This window comes from Rathayibacter sp. VKM Ac-2803 (genome assembly GCF_009807175.1).
Lineage (GTDB): Bacteria > Actinomycetota > Actinomycetes > Actinomycetales > Microbacteriaceae > Rathayibacter.
Genome location: NZ_WUCD01000001.1, coordinates 3,924,855 through 3,944,790 on the forward strand (window position 1 = coordinate 3,924,855; position 19,936 = coordinate 3,944,790).

Here is a 19,936-nt window from a genome sequence, read left to right on the forward strand (position 1 = left end):
GGAAGGGACGTCGCACGGATGATGCACTACGGAGGCGACTACAACCCCGAGCAGTGGGACGAGGCGACCTGGGCGGAGGACGTCGCGCGGATGCGCGAGGCGGGCGTCACGACGGTCAGCCTCGGGATCTTCGCCTGGGCGCGGATCCAGCCCGACGAGGACACCTTCGACTTCGAGTGGCTCGACCGCGTCATCGACCTGCTGCACGAGAACGGCGTCGGAGTCGACCTCGCGACCGCGACCGCGTCGCCTCCGTCGTGGGCCGCGAAGAAGTACCCCGGGCTCCTCCCCCAGGACGAGAACGGCGCGACCTACTGGCCGGGCAGCCGGCAGGCCTACAGCCCCTCCTCCCCCGACTACAGGAGGCTCGCGGCCCGGCTCGTCACCGCGATCGCCGAGCGGTACCACGACCACCCCGCGGTCGTCCTCTGGCACGTGAACAACGAGTACGGCTGCCATCTGCACTACGACTACTCCGACAACGCCGCGGTCGCGTTCCGCGTGTGGCTCGAGCGGAAGTACGGCGACGTCGACGAGCTCAACCGCCGCTGGGGCACCCTGTTCTGGTCGCAGCGCTACGGCTCGTTCGACGAGATCGTGCCGCCGCGGAAGGCTCCGTACAGCCACAACCCCGCCGGTCTGCTCGACTTCCGCCGGTTCACCTCCGACACGCTGCTCGAGCTGTACACGATGGAGCGCGACATCATCCGCGCGACCGGGGCGACCCAGCCGATCACGACGAACTTCATGGGCGCGTTCCCGCCGCTCGACTACTGGCGGTGGGCGCAGGAGGTCGACGTCGTCAGCGACGACAACTACTTCGACCCGGCCGATCCGGAGTCGTTCCGCGGCGCCGCCTTCACCCGCGACCTGATGCGGTCGCTGAAGCCCGGGCAGCCGTGGCTCCTGATGGAGCAGGCGACCAGCGCGGTCAGCTGGCGACCCTCGAACACACCCAAGGCGCCGGGGCGGATGGCGGCGCTGTCGATGCAGGCCGTGGGCCGCGGAGCCGACGGAATCCTGTTCTTCCAGTGGCGCCAGTCGCGCCGGGGCAGCGAGAAGTTCCACTCGGCGATGCTGCCGCAGGCGGGGACCGAGACGCGCACCTGGCGGGAGGTGGTCGAGCTGGGGAGCACCCTCGGCGCCCTGCCGGAGCTCGGCGGCGCCGCCTCCGGAGCCCGGATCGCGCTCGTCATCGACTGGGAGAACTGGTGGGCGATCCAGAACCCGGACCACCCCGTCGTGCTCGACTACCTCGAGCTGGTGCAGCGCTGGCACGCCGCTCTCCACCGGCAGAACCTCGCCGTCGATCTCGTGCGGGCCGGCGACGACCTCTCGGGGTACGCGCTCGTGGTGCTCGCGCACTCCTACCTGCTCACCGACGACTCGGCGGCGAACCTCACCTCGTTCGTCGAGGGCGGCGGACGCCTGCTCGTCACTGCCTTCAGCGACGTGGTCGACGAGGACGACGCCTTCCGCGACGGCGGCTTCCAGGTGGGGCTGCGGGAGGTGCTCGGGGTGTCGGTGGTCGAGTTCGGCGCGACCCCCGCGGTCGACGCCGACGGGCCGTTCGGCGCGTTCGCCGGCGGATTCCTGGCGGAGGAGCTCGCCGTCGTGGACGACGCTGCGGTCACCGTGCTCGGCCGCTTCACCTCGGGGCAGGCCGCCGGGATGCCGGCGCTCACCGCGCGCTCGACGGGCGCCGGGACGGCGCACTACCTCGCGACGATCCCCGACGACGCGGGGATGACGGCGCTGACCGGCTGGCTCGCGGCCGAGTCGGGCGTGGGGCCGGTGCTGCGCACCGACCCGCGGGTGGAGGCATCGCGCCGCGGCGACGTGCTGACGGTGATCAACCACGGCGTCGACCCGGTCGACGTCGCGGTGTCCGGAACGGATGTCGTCACCGGCGCCGCGGTCGAGTCGCTGCACCTCGAGCAGTACGGGTGGGCGCTCGTGCGCGTCGCGTCGCCGTCCGTCTCCACGCCGGCCGAGTAGCCGCCCGGGGCACACTCCCGTGCTGGTCGAGTAGCCGCCGCAGGCGGCGTACCGAGACCCACCAGCGTCCGCAGATCAGGCTTCAGCCCTCGCCTTCTGACGGACGTGGATCTCGATACGCCCGCTGCGCGGGCTACTCGATCAGCGAGGGAGGGACCACCGCGGGAGGTCTCAGCTCGCTGGTCGAGTAGCCGCCGCAGGCGGCGTACCGAGACCCACCAGCGTCCGCAGATCAGGCTTCAGCCCTCGCCTTCTGACGGACGCGGATCTCGATACGCCCGCTGCGCGGGCTACTCGATCATCGAGAGAGGGACCGCCCGCGGGAGGTCTCAGCTCGCTGGTCGAGTAGCCGCCGCAGGCGGCGTATCGAGACCCACCAGCGTCAGCAGATCAGGCTTCAGCCCTCGCCCTCTGACGGACGCGGATCTCGATACGCCCGCTCCGCGGGCTACTCGATCAGCGAGGGAGGGACCGCCCGCGGGAGGCTCGCTGGTCGAGTAGCCGCCGCAGGCGGCGTATCGAGACCCACCAGCGTCAGCGGATCAGGCTTCAGCCCTCGCCCTCTGACGGACGTGGATCTCGATACGCCCGCTGCGCGGGCTACTCGATCAGCGAGGGAGGGACCGCCCGCGGGAGGCTCGCTGGTCGAGTAGCCGCCGCAGGCGGCGTATCGAGACCCACCAGCGTCAGCAGATCACGCATGCGAACGAGCTACGGACGCTGCGTGCCAGTAGGCGCCGGCTCCGGGCGGTGCACGCCGCGGGGGCGGTAGGCGAGGTCGGCGGAGGCGCCGAGGAGGTCGGCGAGGTACCAGAGGGTCGCGAGCCACATCTCGGTGCCCTGCAGGCCGGCGGCGGCGTCGGCGAGCCGGAAGGCGAAGCCCCGGCCGGGGCGCCACTGGCCGAGGATCCGCGCGAGCAGCGTCCGGGCCAGCGCCTGCGCCTCGTCGTCGCGGTAGCCGGTGCCGCGGGTCAGCCAGAGCGGGTGGGCGACGTCGAGCGCGGCGCAGGCGTCGACGCGGTCGAGGCCGAACCAGCGGTCCTCGCGCGCGTGCCGGAGCACCGTGTCGCGGACCGCCTCCGGGTACGGGGTCGGGCGCCCGTGCTGCGCGAACGTGCCGCGGGTCGCGCGGTACGACCCGTTGACCAGAAGGAGCAGCCCGCGGTCGGCCGAGGCCTCGCCCCACATTCCGCTGCGCGGATCGGCGCGGGTCACCAGCCAGCCGAACAGCGCCTCCTCGAGGCCGGTGGGCACGGGGTCGCCGCGGCGGCGCGCCCAGAGCAGCGCGGTGCCGACGGCGTCGACGTAGTGCCCCGCGTTCCACGGGTCGTCCCGCCAGCGGAGCGCGTCGAGCCGGCGGACGAGACCCTCGGCGGTCTCCTCCGTCACCGCCGCCAGGGGGTGCTCGAAGCCCGAGCCGAGCAGATCGAGCGCGTAGCCCGCGCTGAGCACGTGGTACGCCGCGTCCGGAGACCCCCAGAGGCCCGGGCCGCCGATCAGCCCGGTCGTCGGATCCTGCAGCCCGCGCAGGCGACCGGCCAGCGACTCCGCCGTCGTGTCGGGCGGAGCCTCGCCGAGCAGGAGGTCGGCGAGCTCGACGGCGTCGCAGAGCGCCCGCACGCTCGGCTCGGCGCCCGGCCGGTCGCGGAACCCGTCGTCACTCCGGGAGGCGCGGAGGATCTCCTCGATCTCGCCGCGGGCGCGATCCGCGAACCGGGCGGCGTCCGAGACCTCCGGCGCGACGGGCGGTACCCGCCAGCGCAGACGCCGAGCGGGATTCCCGCCGACGATCGCTCCCGAGGGCACGTCCTTCGTCACGACGGCCCCGGCCGCGAGAACCGCGTGGTCGCCGACCCGCACGCCGTCGAGCACGACCACGTGCGAGCCGATCCAGACGTCGTCGCCGATCCGGATGCCGCGGCTCGTCAGCGGCTGCCGGAACACCTCGGTCCCCGGCTCCATCGAGTGGTTGAAGCCGAGGATCGACGTGTGCGCCCCGACGCGGACCGCCGAGCCGAGCACGACGTCGCCACGGACGGCGGTGGAGGCGTTGATCGAGCAGTCGGCGCCGATCACGACCTCGCCGGTGATGCTCGCGCCGGCGGCGAGGTAGGAGCGGTCACCGAGCACGAGCCGCTCGGCGTCGATCGCCGCCCACTCCGAGACGAAGACGTCGCGGCCCAGCTCCCAGCCGGGGTGCGCCTCGAGCAGCTCGCGCTGCAGGGCGAGCTGGCGCTCCTGGCTCTCGGGCTCCGCCTCCGACCAGAACGACCACGGGAAGTGCTCGTGGCGGTCGATCATCGCGCGCCGTCGCCCGCCCGGGGCCCCGGTGCCGCGGACGACGCCCGGACGATCAGGCTCGGGTTCACCTGCACGCGGTGCACCGGCCGCTCCGGGTTCTCGATCCGCTGGACGAGCAGGTGGACGGCGGCCTCGCCGACGGCGGCGCGCGGGGGGCTGACCGCCGTCAGCGCCGGGGTGAACAGCTGCGCCACCTCGTCGTCGTAGGCGATGACCGAGAGGTCGCCTGGCACCGAGATCCCGCGGGTGAGGGCGAGGTCGACGACGGCCATCGCCTCGGGGTCGGAGTGGACGAGCAGGGCGGTCACGCCCGTCGCCAGCGCCGTCTCGAGCGTCGCGTTCACCACCTCCGAGAAGTCGGGGCTGGCGCGGTCGGGCAGCATCTGCTCGAAGTGGTCGGCGGGCGTGAGGCCGAGCGACTCGCAGGCGGCGAGCCAGCCCGCGGTGATCTTGCGGGAGGTGGGCGAGGAGCGCGACAGGATGAGCCCGACCTTGCGGTGGCCCAGCTCCGCGAGGTGCCGGGCGGCCAGCACCGCGCCCAGCGCGTGATCGGTGGTGACCGACTCGACCGGCGTGCCCTCGGGCTCGAGGGTCGCGTCGCGCTCGACCAGGACGGCCGGGACCCCCGAGTCGGCGAGCCAGCGGACGACGTCGGGCGCGTGCTCGGTGTCGGTGTTCGGTGCGACGATCAGGCCCTTGACGTCGCCCGACTGCAGCAGGCGCTCGAGGACGGGCCGCTCGTCCTGCAGCTCGTAGGACGCGCCGCGGAGGATGACGTCGTAGCCCAGCCGCCGGCCGGCCGCCTCCATGCCGCGCAGCACGCCGGGCCAGTAGTAGGCGAGCGAGGGCACCAGGACGGCGATCGATCCGAGCTTCTCCTCGCCGAGCGCCTGCATCCGCGCGGCGCCGCCGGCCGCACCGGAGCGGACGACCGCGCCGCCGTGCACCCGGCTGAGGAGCCCCTCGCGCTCCATCTGGACGAGATCGCGGCGGAGCGTCACGGTCGCCACTCCCAGCGCCTCGGTGAGCTGCGAGATGCGCACGGCACCGTCCACGGCGAGGGCCGCGAGGATGTGCGCCCGGCGCTCGGCGGCGAGGGGCGGGGAGTGAGTCTGATCGCTCATCGTAGGTCTCCGATCGGTGTGTCCAGTTCTATCGCCATCCGGAGCGATCGACGATCCGCGACGTCGATCTCGAGCCGTGTCAGGCGCTCGCCCCACACCCCCGAGAGCATCGGATCCTCGAGCACGCGGACCTCGGTCCGGTGCTCGCAGGCGGCGTCCCAGGCGATCCGGACGGGGCGCGCCGATCCGACCGGGCGCACGACGGCGACTCCGCGCTCGATCACGGGATCGCCCGCCAGGAGCAGCCGGACCACGGTGCGGGGCTCGTCGCCGGGGCCGGTCCACGGCTCGAGCTCCCACGCGTCGTCGAGGACGACCCGCGACTCCCGGCGCTCCAGCGCGATCCTCCGCCGCCACGAGACCAGACCCGCTCCGGGGTAGGCGGCGGCGAGCTCCGCCGAGAACACGGCGCGATCCTCGTCCGCGACCACCGAGACTCCGGAGGCACGGGCCTCGGGCCCGGGCGGCTGGGCGACACCGCGGACCGAGGGCAGGTTGTGCCAGTCGCTCTGCATCGTCCAGATCCGGTAGCGGTCGGGGCCGAAGGTCGCCGCGGTGTAGGTCGGCCGGCCGGCGTCGACGACGACGGGCACGCCGTCCGAGGCGATCAGGAACGACCCGACGTCGTTGTGATTGTGGTGCTCGGCGTTGTGACCGCCCTTGGCGACGAGCGTCAACCCCTCGGCCGACCCCTCCCGGCCTCGCGCGAGCATCACCTCGATCGACTCGAGCCACCCGTCGCGCGGGAGCGGCGGGGCGGCCGTCGGCGCGTCGAGCCAGGCCCGGTCGGTGGCGCCGCGCAGCAGTCGCCCGAGGCCCTCCTGCTCGGAGGCGGCGGGCACGCCGGGGCGGCGGTGCGAGGCGGCGTGCGCGGTCGCCGACGCGTCCCCGACCCAGCGTCCGGCGCGGTGCACCGCGTGCCACGGCTGGTCGATGCTCTGGAGCGCCCGGCTGTCGGCGTGGGCGACGTACCAGTCGCCGCCGAGGTGGGAGCGGTGCGGGAAGGCGATGGTCGCCCGGAGCGCGGGCACCGACGAGGCGTCCCACGCGCCCCCCGTGGCGTGCGCGAGGAGGTCGAGCGCCTCGACGGCGCGGCAGGCGCCGTTCCACCAGTAGGCGTACCCCTCGTCGATCGCCCCGTCGGCGGGCAGGACGGCGACGTAGCGGTCGAGGGCGGCGACGGCGCGCGTCACGATATCGGCGCGGTCGTCCTCCTCGCCCTCGCCGTCGAGGAGGCGGAGGGCGGCGAGCAGGACGTTGCCGGTGATCCAGGGGTTCCAGTTGTGCACGTCGCCGTCGAGGCCGAGCCAGTGCCAGTCGTCGCGGAGGCGGAACGGGTCGAGCACCCGCTGCCGGGACTCGGCGCGGAGGCGCCCCCGCAGCCCCGGGTAGCGCTCGTCGAGCCGCTCCCCCAGCACGTGGTCGATCCAGGCGAGCTGCGCGACGACCTCGCCGGCCCCGAGATCGAGGAAAGGATCGGAGACGGTGGCGAGCACCGCACCGTGGCGGCGGAGGGTGTCGTCGTGCGCCGGCCAGCACCACGAGCTCTGCTCGAGAAGCAGCTGGACTCCGTCGGCGACCTGGTCGAGCCAGGCGTCGTCGAGGGTCGTCGCGGCCATCAGCACGGCGCGGCTCAGCCGACGCTGCCGCTCGAAGGCGGTCTGCTCCCACTGATCGCGATCGCCGTCGCGATGCACGCGCACGGCCTGGCTCGCGAGCGGCTGCGGCCACGGAACGCTCAGATCGGCGGCCGCGCGCGCCGCGATCGCCGCCGTCGTGGCGGCGTCCACCGACTGCCAGGCACCGCGGTCGGAGGCGGGCGGGACCGGCAGGGCGTGCTCCGCATCGAGGAGGAGGCCTCGGGCCGAGAGCGGCCGGCTGGGCGAGAACGCCGCGGCCAGCGGGCCGCGGAAGTTCTCGACAGCACCGCGGGGCTCGACGACGCCGCAGGGAGGGTTGGTCGGCCGGTTCTGCTGCACGAAGCGATCGTAATCGATCATTTACATCCAGGTCCAACCTTGTTGTGATCGATTCGCCTATGTATGCTCCTATTTTGTTCGGTGAGTGGCCCTGTGCCGCGCTGCCGATGACACGATTCAAAGGAGAACGACCGTGGACGAGGTGACCCTCCGCGCCGACCGGGCCGGACAGCCCGACTGGACCCGCGAGCAGTGGCTCGGCTTCGCCGACGCGCTCCTCTCCTCCGCCACGGCCTACGCCAGCGAGGGCAACGGGCGGATCGTGCTCCCCGGTGCAGAGGGCGGCTACGGCCGCGCGATCGACGGCCTCGAGGGCTTCGCGCGCACCTTCCTCCTCGCCGGCTTCCGCATCGCCGGGGCCCAGGGCATCGGCGTCGACGACCTCGTCGACTTCTACGCCAGGGGCATCGCGACGGGCGTCGACCCGGAGGCGGCCGACCGGTGGGTGCGGATCGAGGAGCACGCCCAGGCGAAGGTCGAGGCCGCGTCGATCGCGCTCGTCCTGGACCTGACTCGCCCCTGGATCTGGGACCGCCTCTCCCCCCTCACGCAGCAGCGGGTCATCGCCTACCTCGAGCCCGTCGTCGGCGACGAGACCTACCCGCAGACCAACTGGGTCTGGTTCCGCCTCGTGGTCGAGACGTTCCTCCGCTCGGTGGGCGGCGAGTGGTCGATCGACGACATCACCGCCGACCTCGCGCGCCACGACTCCTTCGTGCGCGAGGACGGCTGGCTCGCCGACGGCGAGGAGCGGGCGTTCGACCACTACGTCGGCTGGGCGCTGCACGTGTACCCCGTGCTGTGGGCCCGGATGCAGGGCGCCGCCGAGCTCGCCGCCCCGCGCACCGCGGGCGACGTCGCCCGGCTCGACCGCTACCTCTCCGACGCGCTCGCCCTCGTCGGCGGCGACGGCTCGCCGCTCCTGCAGGGCCGCAGCCTGATCTACCGCTTCGCCGCCGCCGCGCCGTTCTGGGCCGGCGTCATCGCCGAGGTGCCCTCGCACTCGCCGGGCCGCCTCCGCCGCGCCGCGAGCGCCGTCGTCTCGCACTTCGCCGATCACGGTGCCCCCGACGAGCTCGGCCTGCTCTCGATGGGCTGGCACGACCCGTGGCGCCGGCTCGCCCAGTCCTACTCCGGCCCCGGCTCGCCCTACTGGGCGGTCAAGGGCTTGCTCGGGATCGCGCTCCCCGCCGACCACCCGGTCTGGGCGGCGGCCTCCGAACCGCTCCCGATCGAGCAGGGCGACGAGCTGCTGGCCGTCGTCTCCCCCGGCTGGATCGTCTCGGGCACGCACGAGGACGGCATCGTCCGCGTCGTGAACCACGGCACCGACAAGGCCGTCGCCGGGGCCGTCCTGGCCGACTCCCCCCTCTACGCGCGCCTGGGCTACTCGACGGCCACCGCGCCGCTGCTCGACGGGCGGGGCTGGGCCGAGGCGCTCGAGCAGAGCGTCGGCCTCGTCGACGCCTCGGGCGCCGCGACCCACCGCACCGGGATGGAGCTCACCGAGGTGCGCCTCGACTCCGACGGCCGGGTGGGAGTCGCCGGATCGACGTGGCAGGCGCACTGGATCGACCCCGAGCCCACCTCGCACCAGCACGGCGAGGGCCTGCGCGGATCCGCCCGCCGGGCCGGCCGTCTGATCGTGCACTCGCTGGTCAGAGGGCCGTGGGAGCTGCGCATCGCGCGCGTCGACGAGCTCGCCGAGGGCGTGCCGGCCGAGGGCCTGCGGCTCCGCCTCGGCGGATGGCCGATCGCCGGCGAGAGCGTCGACGCGCGCGCCGCGGGCTCGACCGCGTCGGTCCGAGCGGGCGGCAGGATCAGCGCGATCGCGCGGATCGACGCGGATGCCTCCGCAGAGGTCGTCGAGCGCGACGGAGCGAGCCCGCTGGGCCCCCGGGTCGCCGTCCCCGTCCTGAGCGTCCCGGTGACCGTCGGCGAGAGCGTCGTCGTTCTGGTCACCCTCTCCGGATCGGAGGCCCGGGCGACCGGCCCCGCTCCGATCGTCGTCGTCCACGACGACGGACTGTCCGTGTCGGTGACCTGGCCCGACGGCCTGGCCACCGAGCACCGACTCGCAGATTCCGGACGCGCCGCTGGGCAGCGCCGGTACCCGAGGACCCGAGGTGGAGTCCTGCACGCCGATGCAAAGGAGCAGCACGCATGAGAAGAAGATTCACGGTAGCCGGAGTGGCCCTCGTGGCCGCCCTGTCCCTCACGGCCTGCTCGGGCGGAGGCGACGCCGAGGAGGCGGCAGCCGACGGCCCGGTCACGCTCAGCCTGTCCGGGTGGAGCATCAGCACCACTCCCGAGTTCCAGGCTCTCGCTGACGCGTTCCACGAGAAGGACCCCGACGTGACCGTCGAGGTCAAGGAGTACGACGCGACCAACTACGACACGCTGATGACCGCCGACCTGGCGGCAGGCAGCGGCCCCGACATCGTCACCCAGAAGAACGTCAAGAACGTCGTCACCTACCAGGCAGGCGGTCAGCTGATGGACGTCTCGGACGTCGCCCTGCCCGACGGCATCGGCGGCGCGGAGGCGTACGAGGTCGACGGCACCCAGTGGGCGGTCCCGTACCGCCAGGACTCCTGGGTCCTCTTCTACAACAAGGACCTCTTCGACCAGGCGGGCGTCGACTACCCCGACGGTTCCTGGACCTGGGACGACTACGCCGAGAATGCCGAGGCGCTGAAGACGGCCCTGGCGGCGGCGGGCAGCCCCGCGGCCGGCACGTACGAGCACAGCTGGCAGTCGACGGTGCAGGGCTTCGCCAACGCCCAGGCCCCGGACGTCGACATCCTCGACGGCGACTACGGCTACCTCGAGGAGTACTACGACCGAGTGCTCGGGCTGCAGGAGTCATCGGCGCAGGCCGACTACAACACGGTGGTCGCGAACAAGCTCACCTACCAGGCCGAGTTCGGCAAGCAGAACGCCGCGATGATGCCGATGGGCACCTGGTTCGTCGCCTCGCTGATCGCTCAGCAGGCGTCGGGCGACTCGGACACCTTCAACTGGGGCATCGCGCCCATCCCGCAGTTCGACGCGTCGACCGCCGGCACCGACGGCACTCCGGTGACCTTCGGCGACCCGACCGGCTTCGGGATCAACGCGAATATCGACTCGTCCAAGGCCGCCGCGGCCAAGGAGTTCCTCGAGTTCGCCGCCAGCGAGGAGGGCGCGGAGGTCGTCGCCTCGCTCGGCATCACGCCCGCTCTGACCAGCGACGCGGTGACCGAGGCGTGCTTCGCCGTCGACGCCGCCCCGACCGACGACCTCTCGAAGTTCGCCTGGTCGTCGCACGAGACGAAGCCGGAGAATCCCACATCGGCCAAGACCGCCGCCGTGCAGAACATCCTCCTCGACCTGCACACCGCGGTGATGTCGGGCTCGGCGAGCGTCAGCGACGCCATCGCCACCGCAGAGGACCGCGTGAAGAGCGAAGTCGGCACCGACTGACCGACCCGGCGGCCGGCCCACCCCGGGCCGGCCGCCCCCACCCCTGCACCCCTTCGGACCCTGGAGGTCTCATGACGACCCTCGCCGCCGCAGACGCCGGCACGTCGACCCCGCCGCCGCGCCGTCGCCGTTCCTCCTACCGCATGCGGACCACGCTCATCGGCTGGACCTTCATCCTCCCGAACTTCCTCGGCTTCGCAGCGCTCACGCTCGTGCCGGTGATCACCCTCTTCTACATGTCGCTCACCGACTGGAACGTCTTCGGTCAGGCGAACTGGGTCGGCTTCGCGAACTTCGAGCGCCTCCTCGGCGACGGCAGCTTCCGCATCGCCCTGACGAACACGCTCTACTACGCCGCGCTGCACATCCCGCTGACGCTCGTCGTCTCGCTCGGGCTGGCGCTGCTGCTCAACAACAAGCTGCGCGGAGTCGCGTTCTTCCGCACCGCCGCCTTCTTCCCGTACATCACGTCCATCGTCGCGATCGCCGTCGTCTGGAACCTGCTCTTCAGCCCCGAGTACGGGCCGATCAACCAGCTGCTGAACCTCATCGGCATCGCGAACCCGCCCGGCTGGCTGACCTCCTCCGAGTGGGCGATGCCGGCCGTGGTCATCATCAGCACCTGGCGGGACATGGGCTACTACATGATCCTGTTCCTCGCCGGTCTGCAGACGGTGCCCCGCGAGCTGCACGAGGCCGCGCGCGTCGACGGAGCGAGCGTCTGGCAGCGCTTCGTGAACGTCACGATCCCGTGCCTGCGGCCCACCACCTTCTTCGTGACGGTGATGCTGACCATCAACTCCTTCAAGATCTTCGATCTGATCCTCGTGATGACCCAGGGCGGTCCCGGCCAGGCGACCCTCGTGCTCTCGCAGTTCATCTACCAGAAGGGGTTCCAGGAGAACCAGTTCGGCTACGCGTCGGCCGTCTCGGTCGTCCTGTTCCTGCTGTGCATCCTCGTCACGCTCGCGCAGTTCTTCCTCAACAGAAGGAGTGAAAACCGATGACCGGACTTCTCATCCCCGACGGAGCACCCACGGTCGTCGGCGTCGCCGAGCCGCTGCCACCCCGCCAGAAGGACGCCGGACGCACTCCGGCTCGCCGGATCGGCCGCCTGGTCGGCTACGCGGTGATGATCATCGCCGCCGCTGCGCTCCTCCTGCCGTTCTTCTGGATGATCATGAGCTCGCTGAAGACGCCGAACGAGGTGTTCTCGGTGCCGGTGAAGTGGTTCCCGGAGTCGTGGGTCTGGAGCAACTACGTCCAGATCTGGACCGAGTCGGACATGCTCACCTGGATCCGCAACACGCTGCTGCTGGCGGTCGTGGTCACGATCCTGCAGGTGCTCACCGGCTCCTTCGCCGCGTACGGCTTCTCGCGGATGCGGTTCCCGGGGCGCGACGTGCTCTTCCTCGTCTACATCGGCACCATCGCGGTGCCGTGGCAGTCGTACATGATCCCGCAGTTCATCCTGCTGTCGAACCTCAAGGTGTCGAACACGCTCTGGGCGATCATCCTCATCCAGGCCTTCGGCGCGTTCGGCGTGTTCCTGATGAAGCAGTTCTACGAGACGATCCCCGAGGAGCTCTCGGAGGCCGCCCGCATCGACGGCCTGAGCGAGTACGGGATCTGGGCGCGGATCATGGTGCCCCTCTCGATCCCCGCGATCGCGAGCCTCACCCTGCTGACCTTCGTGGCCACCTGGAACGACTACCTCGGGCCGCTGATCTACCTCCGCAACCCGGACCTCTGGACGATCCAGCTCGGACTGCAGAGCTTCGTCAGCACCCTCTACGACGCCAACTACGCGCTGCTGTTCGCCGGCCTGACCATCTCGGTGGTGCCGATCGCCGTCGTCTTCCTCCTCGGGCAGAAGTACTTCGTCGAGGGCATCGCGACCAGCGGACTGAAGGGCTGATCGTGCGACGCATCCCGAACGGCCTCTACGCCTCGCTCTTCGGCGTCGTCTACCTGATCCTGATGACCGACGCGCTGCTGCTGATCGCCTGCCTGCCGCTCGTGATCCTCCTGGTGACCACCGACCCGATGCTCTCGTGGCCGATGATCGCCGCCGCGGTCCCGCTCTGCGCGCCCGCCCTCGCCGGAGCCTGCGCCGTCTTCTCGGCGCACGGCCGCGGCGAGACGGCGGTCGTGCGGACCTTCTGGCGGGCCTGGCGCCGGGGATGGCGCCGCCCGCTGCTGCTGCTCACCGGCGCCACGGCGGTCGTCGTGCTCGTGCTGGTCGACGTGCGGTTCCTCGCACCGACGCAGATCGGAGTGGTCGTCATCCCGTTCCTGGCGGTGATCGGCCTGCTCGTGATCGGCGCTCTGCCCGTGGCGCTCGTCGCCCTGGCCGACGCACCGGGCTCGACCCTCCTCCAGGCGGGCAAGGCCGCGGTCTACCTCGCCCTGCGGCGCTGGCACCTGACGGCGGTCTCGATCCTCGTGCTCGCGTTCCAGGCGTACCTCTTCACTCTGTCGCCCGCGCTCGCGATCGGAGTCTCGGCCGCCCCCGCTCTCTATCTCGTCTGGGCGAACGCGCGCTTCACCCTGCGCGCAGCCCTGCCCGCCGACCAGCCCGTCGCGGCCTGATCACGAAGGACCCTCCATGACGACCACTCCGCCCACCGCGCGCGGGAGGACGATCACCGAGCAGGCCGTGGCCGATGCGCTCGAGGTCGTCCGCCGCATGATCGCGACGTTCGGCGACTCCTACCCGGACGACACCACGACCGACGGCCGCTATCCGCTCCGCCCCGCGATCCCCGGCTTCGCCGCCGGCGCCAACCGGGGCTGGACCACCAGCTTCTGGCCCGGGATGCACTGGATCGCCTGGGAGATGACCGGAGACGGCGTCTTCCTCGACGCGGGCCGCGCGCACCTGGCCGACTTCGCCCGCCGCGTGCAGGGCGGGGAGGACCTCGAGACCCACGACCTCGGCTTCCTCTACACGCTCTCCGCGGTCGCCCCCTTCCGCCTCCTCGAGGACCCGCTCGGACGCGAGGCCGCGCTGGACGCGGCCGAGCACCTGATGAAGCGCTTCCTGCCCACCGCCGGCATCGTGCAGGCCTGGGGCGACCTCAGCGATCCGCGCCAGCGCGGCCGGACGATCATCGACTCGCTGATGAACATGCCCCTGCTGACCTGGGCCGGCGAGCAGACCGGCGATCCGCGCTTCGCGGAGGCCGTGCGGTGCCACGTCGAGGCGCTGCGCGAGAACATCCTGCGACCCGACTCCTCGACGTTCCACACCTTCTACTGGGACGCCGAGACCGGCGAGCCGCTGCACGGAGCGACCGAGCAGGGCGCCTTCGACGACTCCTGCTGGGCACGCGGCCAGGCCTGGGGGATCTACGGCTTCGCGATGAGCCACCGGGTGTCGGGCGGCCCGCGGCAGCTCGAGGCCTCGCGGGCCTGCGCCGACTACTTCCTCGCCCACCTGCCGGCGGATCGCGTCCCCTACTGGGACCTGGTCTACTCCGACGGCAGCGACGCCCCGCGCGACAGCTCCGCCGCGGCGATCGCCGTCTGCGGACTGCTCGAGCTCGCCTCCGTCGAGGACGACCCCGACCGCGCCGAGCGGTACCGCGCCGCGGCCGTCGACCTGCTCGACGCGCTGATCGAGCACTGCACCCCCGAGAGCCCCGAGGCGGCCGACACCGTCCTGCTGCACGGCGTCTACGACCTGCCGAAGAACGTCGGCGTCGACGAGGGCACGCTCTGGGGTGACTACTTCTACCTCGAGGCGCTCATGCGCGTCTCCCGACCGGAATGGCGGCCCTACTGGTGAGACTCCTCCGCTACTCCTCCCCCGAGGGCGACCGCACCGGAGTCGTCGTCGGCGACCGCGTCCTCGATCTCGGTGCGGCCACCGTGACGGAGGTGCTCGCCGACGGCGCGCTCCTCGCCGCGACGCGCGTACGGGCCGCCTCCGCTGACGCCTCGACGCTGCCCGCGCTCGAGAGCCTGCGCCTGCTCCCGCCGGTCGTCCCGGGCAAGATCCTCTGCATCGGCTACAACTACCGCGGGCACGTGCCGAGCGGAGGCGAGGACCGGCCGGTCCCGACGACTCCCGACGTGTTCGTGAAGACCCCCAACACCCTGGGCGCGCCCGGCGACCCGGTGACGATCCCGGTGACGGCCACCGACGTCGACTACGAGGGCGAGATCGCGCTCGTCATCGGCCGCGGCGGGCGCGACATCGCGATCGAGGACGCCGCCGACCACATCGGCGGCTACAGCCTGATGAACGACGTCTCGGAGCGCACCTGGCAGGGCCGCTCGAGCCAGTGGACGCTCGGCAAGTGCTCCGACGGCTTCGCCCCGCTCGGCCCCTGGCTCGTGACTCCGGACGAGATCGCGGATCCGCAGGGCCTCCTCGTCGAGGTGATCCGCGACGAGGTCGTCACCGTCTCGCAGAGCACGGCCGACCTGGTCTTCAGCATGGCCGCGCTCGTGCACCACCTCAGCGAGGGGATGACCCTGCACCCGGGCGACGTGATCTCGACCGGCAGCCCGCAGAAGCTGCCCGACGCCCTCGCGGCGCACCGACCGCTGGCCGACGGCGACGCGGTCACCGTGCGCGTCGGCGGCATCGGCACCCTCACCACGATCTTCAGGAGCGCACGACCATGATCCTCGACACCTTCCGACTCGACGGTCGCGTCGCCGCCGTCACCGGGACCAGCCGGGGCATCGGCCGGGGGGCCGCCCTGGCCCTCGCCGAGGCCGGCGCCGACATCGCGCTGATCGACAGGGGCGACGCCTCCGAGACCGCCGAGCTGATCCGCGGGCTGGGCCGACGCGCCCACCTGATCCGCCGCGACTTCGCGACGGCCACCGCCGACGAGCTGCACTCGGCGATCGACGAGGTCGTCGCCGAGCTCGGGCGGATCGACGTGCTCGTCAACAACGCCGGCACCATCCGGCGCACCGCAGCGGCCGAGCACAGCGCCGCTGACTGGGACGAGGTCCTCAAGGTCAACCTCGACTCCGTCTTCCACCTCACCCAGGCGGCCGGCCGGCACATGCTCGAGCAGGGCTCGGGACGGGTCATCACCGTCGCGTCGATGCTCTCGTTCCAGGGCGGCGTGCTCGTCCCCGGCTACACCGCCTCGAAGCACGCGGTCGCCGGGCTCACCAAGGCGTTCGCCAACGAGTGGGCGGCGTCCGGAGTGACGGTCAACGCGATCGCGCCCGGCTACCTCGCCACCGACAACACCGCGGCCATCCGCGCCGACGCCGCCAGGGAGGCCTCGATCGTCGCGCGCATCCCCGCCGGCCGCTGGGGCACGCCCGCCGATCTGCAGGGGGCGTTCGTGTTCCTCGCCTCCGACGCGGCCGCCTACGTCACGGGGACGATCCTCCCCGTCGACGGCGGCTGGCTCGTGCGATGACCCCGACCACCGACACCGACCTCGAAGGAGCCTCCGCGATGGAGCAGCGCTACGCCACGAACCCCGCCCAGATCCCCGGCATGACCACGGAGGAGCTGCGCTCGCAGTACCTCGTCCCCGAGGTCTTCGTCGCCGGAGAGATCCGGCTGGTCTACACGCACCACGACCGCATCGTGCTCGGCGGCGCCGTGCCCGCCGGGGGCCGCCTCGAGCTGACCGGCTACGAGGAGATCCGCAGCGACACCTTCCTCGAGCACCGCGAGCTGGGCGTCATCAACGTCGGCGGCACCGGCACGGTGGTTGCCGACGGCGAGTCCTACACCCTCGTTCCGGGAGCCTGCCTCTACCTCGGCCGCGGCATCGGATCGGTCGTCTTCGAGGACGCGGACGGGCCGGGCGCCCAGTTCTACCTGTTCTCGGCCCCCGCGCACACCACGTACCCGACGGTGCTGGTCGCGCCGGGCGAGGGCACCGTGCGCGAGCTCGGCGAGCAGGCCACCAGCAATCGCCGCACGCTCAACCAGTACATCCACGAGAACGGCGTCCGCAGCTGCCAGATCGTCATGGGCGTCACGACCCTGCACGAGGGCTCGATGTGGAACACCATGCCGGCGCACACCCACGACCGCCGCACCGAGTGCTACCTCTATTTCGACCTCCCCGACCAGGCGCGGGTCATCCACCTCCTCGGCGAGCGCCAGGAGACGCGGCACCTCGTCGTCGCCGACCGCCAGGCGATCATCTCGCCGAGCTGGTCGCTGCACTCCGGCGTCGGCACGGCCGCCTACTCGTTCGTCTGGGCGATGGCCGGCGAGAACCAGGCGTTCGACGACATGGATGCGGCGCCGGTGAAGGACCTGGCGTGAGCGCATCCGGCGTGCTGCTGGCCATGGGCGAGACCATGGCCGTGGTCGTGCCGGACGGCGGCTCGGTCGCGGCGGCCGACGACTTCCTCGTCGACGCCGGCGGGGCCGAGTCGAACGTGCTCGCCCACGCGGCCGCGCTGGGGGTCCCGGCGCGCTGGCACAGCAGGCTCGGCGCCGACGCGCTGGGCGAGCGGATCCTCCGCCAGCTGGCCTCACGAGGCATCGACGTCGCCGCCGTGGTCGCGGACGCCGAGCACCCGACGGGCCTCTACGTGAAGGATCCGGGACGCGGAGTGACCTACTACCGCGCGGGATCGGCGGCGTCCTTCCTCGACGCCGCAGACGCCGACGCGGCTCCCTTCGACGGGGTGGCGCTGCTGCACCTGTCGGGGATCACCGCCGCGCTCTCGGAGCCGGCCGACCGGTTCCTGCGGCGGGCGGCCCTGCGCGCCCACGAGCTCGGGATCCCCGTGAGCGTCGACGTCAACTACCGGGCGGCGCTCTGGAGCGTCGAGGACGCGGCGCCGGTGCTCGCCGAGCTGACGCACCTCGCCGACGTCGTCTTCGTCGGCCGCGACGAGGCCGAGACCCTCTGGGGCACCCGCACCGCCCACGACGTGCGCGCGGCGTTCCCCGGGATCGCCGAGCTGGTCGTCAAGGACGGCCATGTCGGCGCCACCGTCTTCGCCGGCACGCGGAGCGTCTTCGAGCCGTCGCACCGGGTCGAGGTGCTCGACGCCGTCGGCGCGGGCGACGCCTTCGCGGGCGGCTACCTGGTCGCGCGGATGCGCGGCGCCGACCTCGACGAACGCCTGCGGAGCGGCCACGACCGCGCCGCGCTCACCCTCGCCGTGGCGGGCGACTCCCTGGACGAGAGGACACCATGACCACCGCCACCACCGCCACCGAGCGCCTCGACGCCGTGTTCGCGGGCGCTCCGCTGATGGCGATCCTCCGCGGAACCGGCGTGGAGCGCTCGATCGCGCTCGCGACCACCGCGTGGGATCTCGGCATCGACTCCGTCGAAGTGACGCTGCAGAGCGCCGACGACCTGACGGCCCTGCGCGAGGTCGCCCGCCTGGGCGCCGATCGCGGGAAGACCGTGGGAGCCGGCACGATCCTGCACCCGTCGCAGGTCGAGGCCGCGCGGGAGGCCGGTGCCGGCTACCTCGTCTCCCCCGGTCTCGACCCGCGCCTGGTGTCGGCGGCCGCGGCGGTCGACCTGCCGCTGCTGCCCGGCGTCGCCACGCCCTCGGAGGTGCAGCTCGCCGTCTCGCTCGGCCTCACCTGGGTGAAGGCGTTCCCCGCGACCTGGCTCGGCCCCGGCTGGTTCAAGCACATCCGCGGCCCTTTCCCCGGCGTCCGCTTCGTCGCGACCGGCGGCCTCGACGCGCGCAACGCGCAGGACTACCTCGACGCCGGCGTCCGCGTCGCCGCCGTCGGCTCCGCCCTCGAGGACCCGACCCAGCTGGAGCGCCTGGGCGCCCTGCTCACAGGGGTGCACAGTGTCCCGACCGCAAGCCTGCTGGTCGAGTAGCCGCCGCAGGCGGCGTATCGAGACCCACCTCACTACGGACGTCGGTCTCTTCCCCGCCCTCCACAAGCACCGCACCGCCAGCGTTCTTCGCAGAAACACCGATGACGCCATAGATCCTCGCGTGCTGACGGCACGCTCGTCGCATGCCCTCCGTCTACATCCTCCGCTGCAGCGACGGCAGCTACTACGTCGGCAGCACTCGCTCCCTCCATCGACGAGTCGACGCGCACATGATGGGCAAGGGCGCCGCCTACACGAGCAGACGACTGCCGGTCACCTTGCTCTGGCACCAGGATTTCGAGAACATCGCCGAGGCGTTCTGGTGGGAGAAGCGCATCCAGAACTGGAGCCGCGCCAAACGCGAGGCTCTGATGCGCGGCGACTACGCCGCCCTCCGCCTCGCCTCGAAGAAGACCTTCCCACCATCGGAGGAGCCTCCCCCCTCCTCGCTGATCGAGTAGCCCGCGCAGCGGGCGTATCGAGATCCACCAGCGTCAGAAGACCGATCTGCTGAAGCCGGTGGGTCTCGATACGCCGCCTGCGGCGGCTACTCGACCAGCATGGGTGGCGACGCGCGCCGACTTCTGCCTCCCCGCTCGAGTGACCTTCCGCGCGGGGTCCCCGATCCTCGCTGATCGAGCCCGCAGCCTGCGCAGCGGGCGTATCGAGATCCACCAGCGTCAGAAGACCGGACACCTGAAGCCGGTGGGTCTCGATACGCCGCCTGCGGCGGCTACTCGACCAGCATGATCAGCCGCGGGCGCGGATACGTCCCTCGCCACTCAGATGAGGTGCGACGCGGCTTCGCCGTTCTGAGGAGAAGCGGCCTTCCGCGCGGGAGCTCCGTTCCTCGCCGATCGAGCCCGCAGCCCGCGCAACGGACGTATCGAGATTCACCAGGATCAGAAGACCGATCTGCTGACGCTGGTGGGTCTCCTAGGAAAAGTGACCTCCTGCGTGTGGTCCCTGCCTTGCTGATCGAGTAGCCCGCGCAGCGGGCGTATCGAGATCCACCAGCGCCAGAAGTCCAGATCAGAAGCCCGATCTGCTGACGCTGGCGGGTCTCGATACGCCCCTGCGGGGCTACTCGACCAGCATGCAGGGCGACGGGCGCCCCTTTTCCCTCACCACAGAGACGCAGCGCGGCTTCGCCGCTCGATACGCCGCCTGCGGCGGCTACTCGACCAGCATGCTGGTCGAGTAGCCGTCGCGTTGCTGGATCGCCGCTGTCACGACGATGCCGGCGCCGACCCTCCCTCTCGGGACGGGC

The 19,936-nt window shown here is 72.1% G+C and carries 16 protein-coding genes; 13 read left to right on the forward strand and 3 right to left on the reverse strand.

Annotated features, from left to right (window positions below; genetic code table 11):
- Positions 1-18 precede the first annotated feature (18 nt).
- A complete protein-coding gene (locus GRS96_RS18555; protein WP_159989158.1) occupies positions 19-1,998 on the forward strand; it encodes a beta-galactosidase in 1,980 nt (659 codons plus the stop codon).
- A 711-nt stretch (positions 1,999-2,709) separates the two neighbouring features.
- Here GRS96_RS18555 and GRS96_RS20855 read toward each other — a convergent pair.
- From GRS96_RS20855 to GRS96_RS18570, 3 genes are read right to left on the reverse strand one after another with little or no spacing between them, the layout of a single operon-like run.
- On the reverse strand, positions 2,710-4,299 hold the full coding sequence (locus GRS96_RS20855; protein WP_159989159.1) for an acyltransferase: 1,590 nt from the start codon (positions 4,297-4,299) through the stop codon (positions 2,710-2,712).
- Positions 4,296-5,423, reverse strand: coding sequence for a substrate-binding domain-containing protein (locus tag GRS96_RS18565; RefSeq protein WP_159989160.1), 1,128 nt, complete (start codon positions 5,421-5,423; stop codon positions 4,296-4,298). The genes GRS96_RS20855 and GRS96_RS18565 overlap by 4 nt, the downstream gene beginning before the upstream one ends.
- Positions 5,420-7,423 carry a heparinase II/III domain-containing protein gene (locus GRS96_RS18570; RefSeq protein WP_159989161.1) on the reverse strand — a complete coding sequence of 668 codons (2,004 nt, stop codon included), beginning with the start codon at positions 7,421-7,423 and terminating at the stop codon, positions 5,420-5,422. Before GRS96_RS18570 ends, GRS96_RS18565 begins: the two co-directional genes overlap by 4 nt.
- A 112-nt stretch (positions 7,424-7,535) precedes the next feature.
- On the opposite strand from GRS96_RS18570, the gene GRS96_RS18575 reads away from it, so the two are divergent.
- The 12 genes from GRS96_RS18575 (at position 7,536) to GRS96_RS18630 (ending at position 19,127) form a co-directional block, all read left to right on the forward strand.
- Positions 7,536-9,569, forward strand: coding sequence for a DUF2264 domain-containing protein (locus GRS96_RS18575; RefSeq protein ID WP_236553664.1), 2,034 nt, complete (start codon positions 7,536-7,538; stop codon positions 9,567-9,569).
- Positions 9,566-10,867, forward strand: coding sequence for an ABC transporter substrate-binding protein (locus tag GRS96_RS18580; protein ID WP_159989162.1), 1,302 nt, complete (start codon positions 9,566-9,568; stop codon positions 10,865-10,867). Before GRS96_RS18575 ends, GRS96_RS18580 begins: the two co-directional genes overlap by 4 nt.
- 71 nt (positions 10,868-10,938) lie before the next feature.
- Positions 10,939-11,874, forward strand: coding sequence for a carbohydrate ABC transporter permease (locus GRS96_RS18585; protein ID WP_159989163.1), 936 nt, complete (start codon positions 10,939-10,941; stop codon positions 11,872-11,874).
- Positions 11,871-12,785, forward strand: coding sequence for a carbohydrate ABC transporter permease (locus tag GRS96_RS18590; protein WP_159989164.1), 915 nt, complete (start codon positions 11,871-11,873; stop codon positions 12,783-12,785). The genes GRS96_RS18585 and GRS96_RS18590 overlap by 4 nt, the downstream gene beginning before the upstream one ends.
- A gap of 2 nt (positions 12,786-12,787) precedes the next feature.
- Positions 12,788-13,459 (forward strand): DUF624 domain-containing protein, encoded by a 672-nt coding sequence (locus tag GRS96_RS18595; protein ID WP_159989165.1) that lies wholly within the window; start codon positions 12,788-12,790, stop codon positions 13,457-13,459.
- Positions 13,460-13,475: 16 nt separating this feature from the next.
- Positions 13,476-14,657 carry a glycoside hydrolase family 88 protein gene (locus tag GRS96_RS18600; RefSeq protein WP_159989166.1) on the forward strand — a complete coding sequence of 394 codons (1,182 nt, stop codon included), beginning with the start codon at positions 13,476-13,478 and terminating at the stop codon, positions 14,655-14,657.
- Positions 14,654-15,502, forward strand: coding sequence for a fumarylacetoacetate hydrolase family protein (locus tag GRS96_RS18605; RefSeq protein ID WP_236553665.1), 849 nt, complete (start codon positions 14,654-14,656; stop codon positions 15,500-15,502). The genes GRS96_RS18600 and GRS96_RS18605 overlap by 4 nt, the downstream gene beginning before the upstream one ends.
- Positions 15,499-16,263, forward strand: a complete 765-nt coding sequence (gene kduD, locus GRS96_RS18610; protein ID WP_159989168.1) for a 2-dehydro-3-deoxy-D-gluconate 5-dehydrogenase KduD — start codon at positions 15,499-15,501, stop codon at positions 16,261-16,263. The genes GRS96_RS18605 and kduD overlap by 4 nt, the downstream gene beginning before the upstream one ends.
- On the forward strand, positions 16,260-17,129 hold the full coding sequence (kduI, locus tag GRS96_RS18615; protein WP_236553666.1) for a 5-dehydro-4-deoxy-D-glucuronate isomerase: 870 nt from the start codon (positions 16,260-16,262) through the stop codon (positions 17,127-17,129). Before kduD ends, kduI begins: the two co-directional genes overlap by 4 nt.
- Positions 17,126-18,016: a sugar kinase gene (locus GRS96_RS18620; protein WP_236553667.1), complete on the forward strand. Its 891-nt coding sequence runs from the start codon at positions 17,126-17,128 to the stop codon at positions 18,014-18,016. Before kduI ends, GRS96_RS18620 begins: the two co-directional genes overlap by 4 nt.
- On the forward strand, positions 18,013-18,666 hold the full coding sequence (locus tag GRS96_RS18625) for a bifunctional 4-hydroxy-2-oxoglutarate aldolase/2-dehydro-3-deoxy-phosphogluconate aldolase (RefSeq protein WP_159989169.1): 654 nt from the start codon (positions 18,013-18,015) through the stop codon (positions 18,664-18,666). The genes GRS96_RS18620 and GRS96_RS18625 overlap by 4 nt, the downstream gene beginning before the upstream one ends.
- A 143-nt stretch (positions 18,667-18,809) precedes the next feature.
- Positions 18,810-19,127: a GIY-YIG nuclease family protein gene (locus tag GRS96_RS18630; protein WP_159989170.1), complete on the forward strand. Its 318-nt coding sequence runs from the start codon at positions 18,810-18,812 to the stop codon at positions 19,125-19,127.
- Positions 19,128-19,936: the final 809 nt, after the last annotated feature.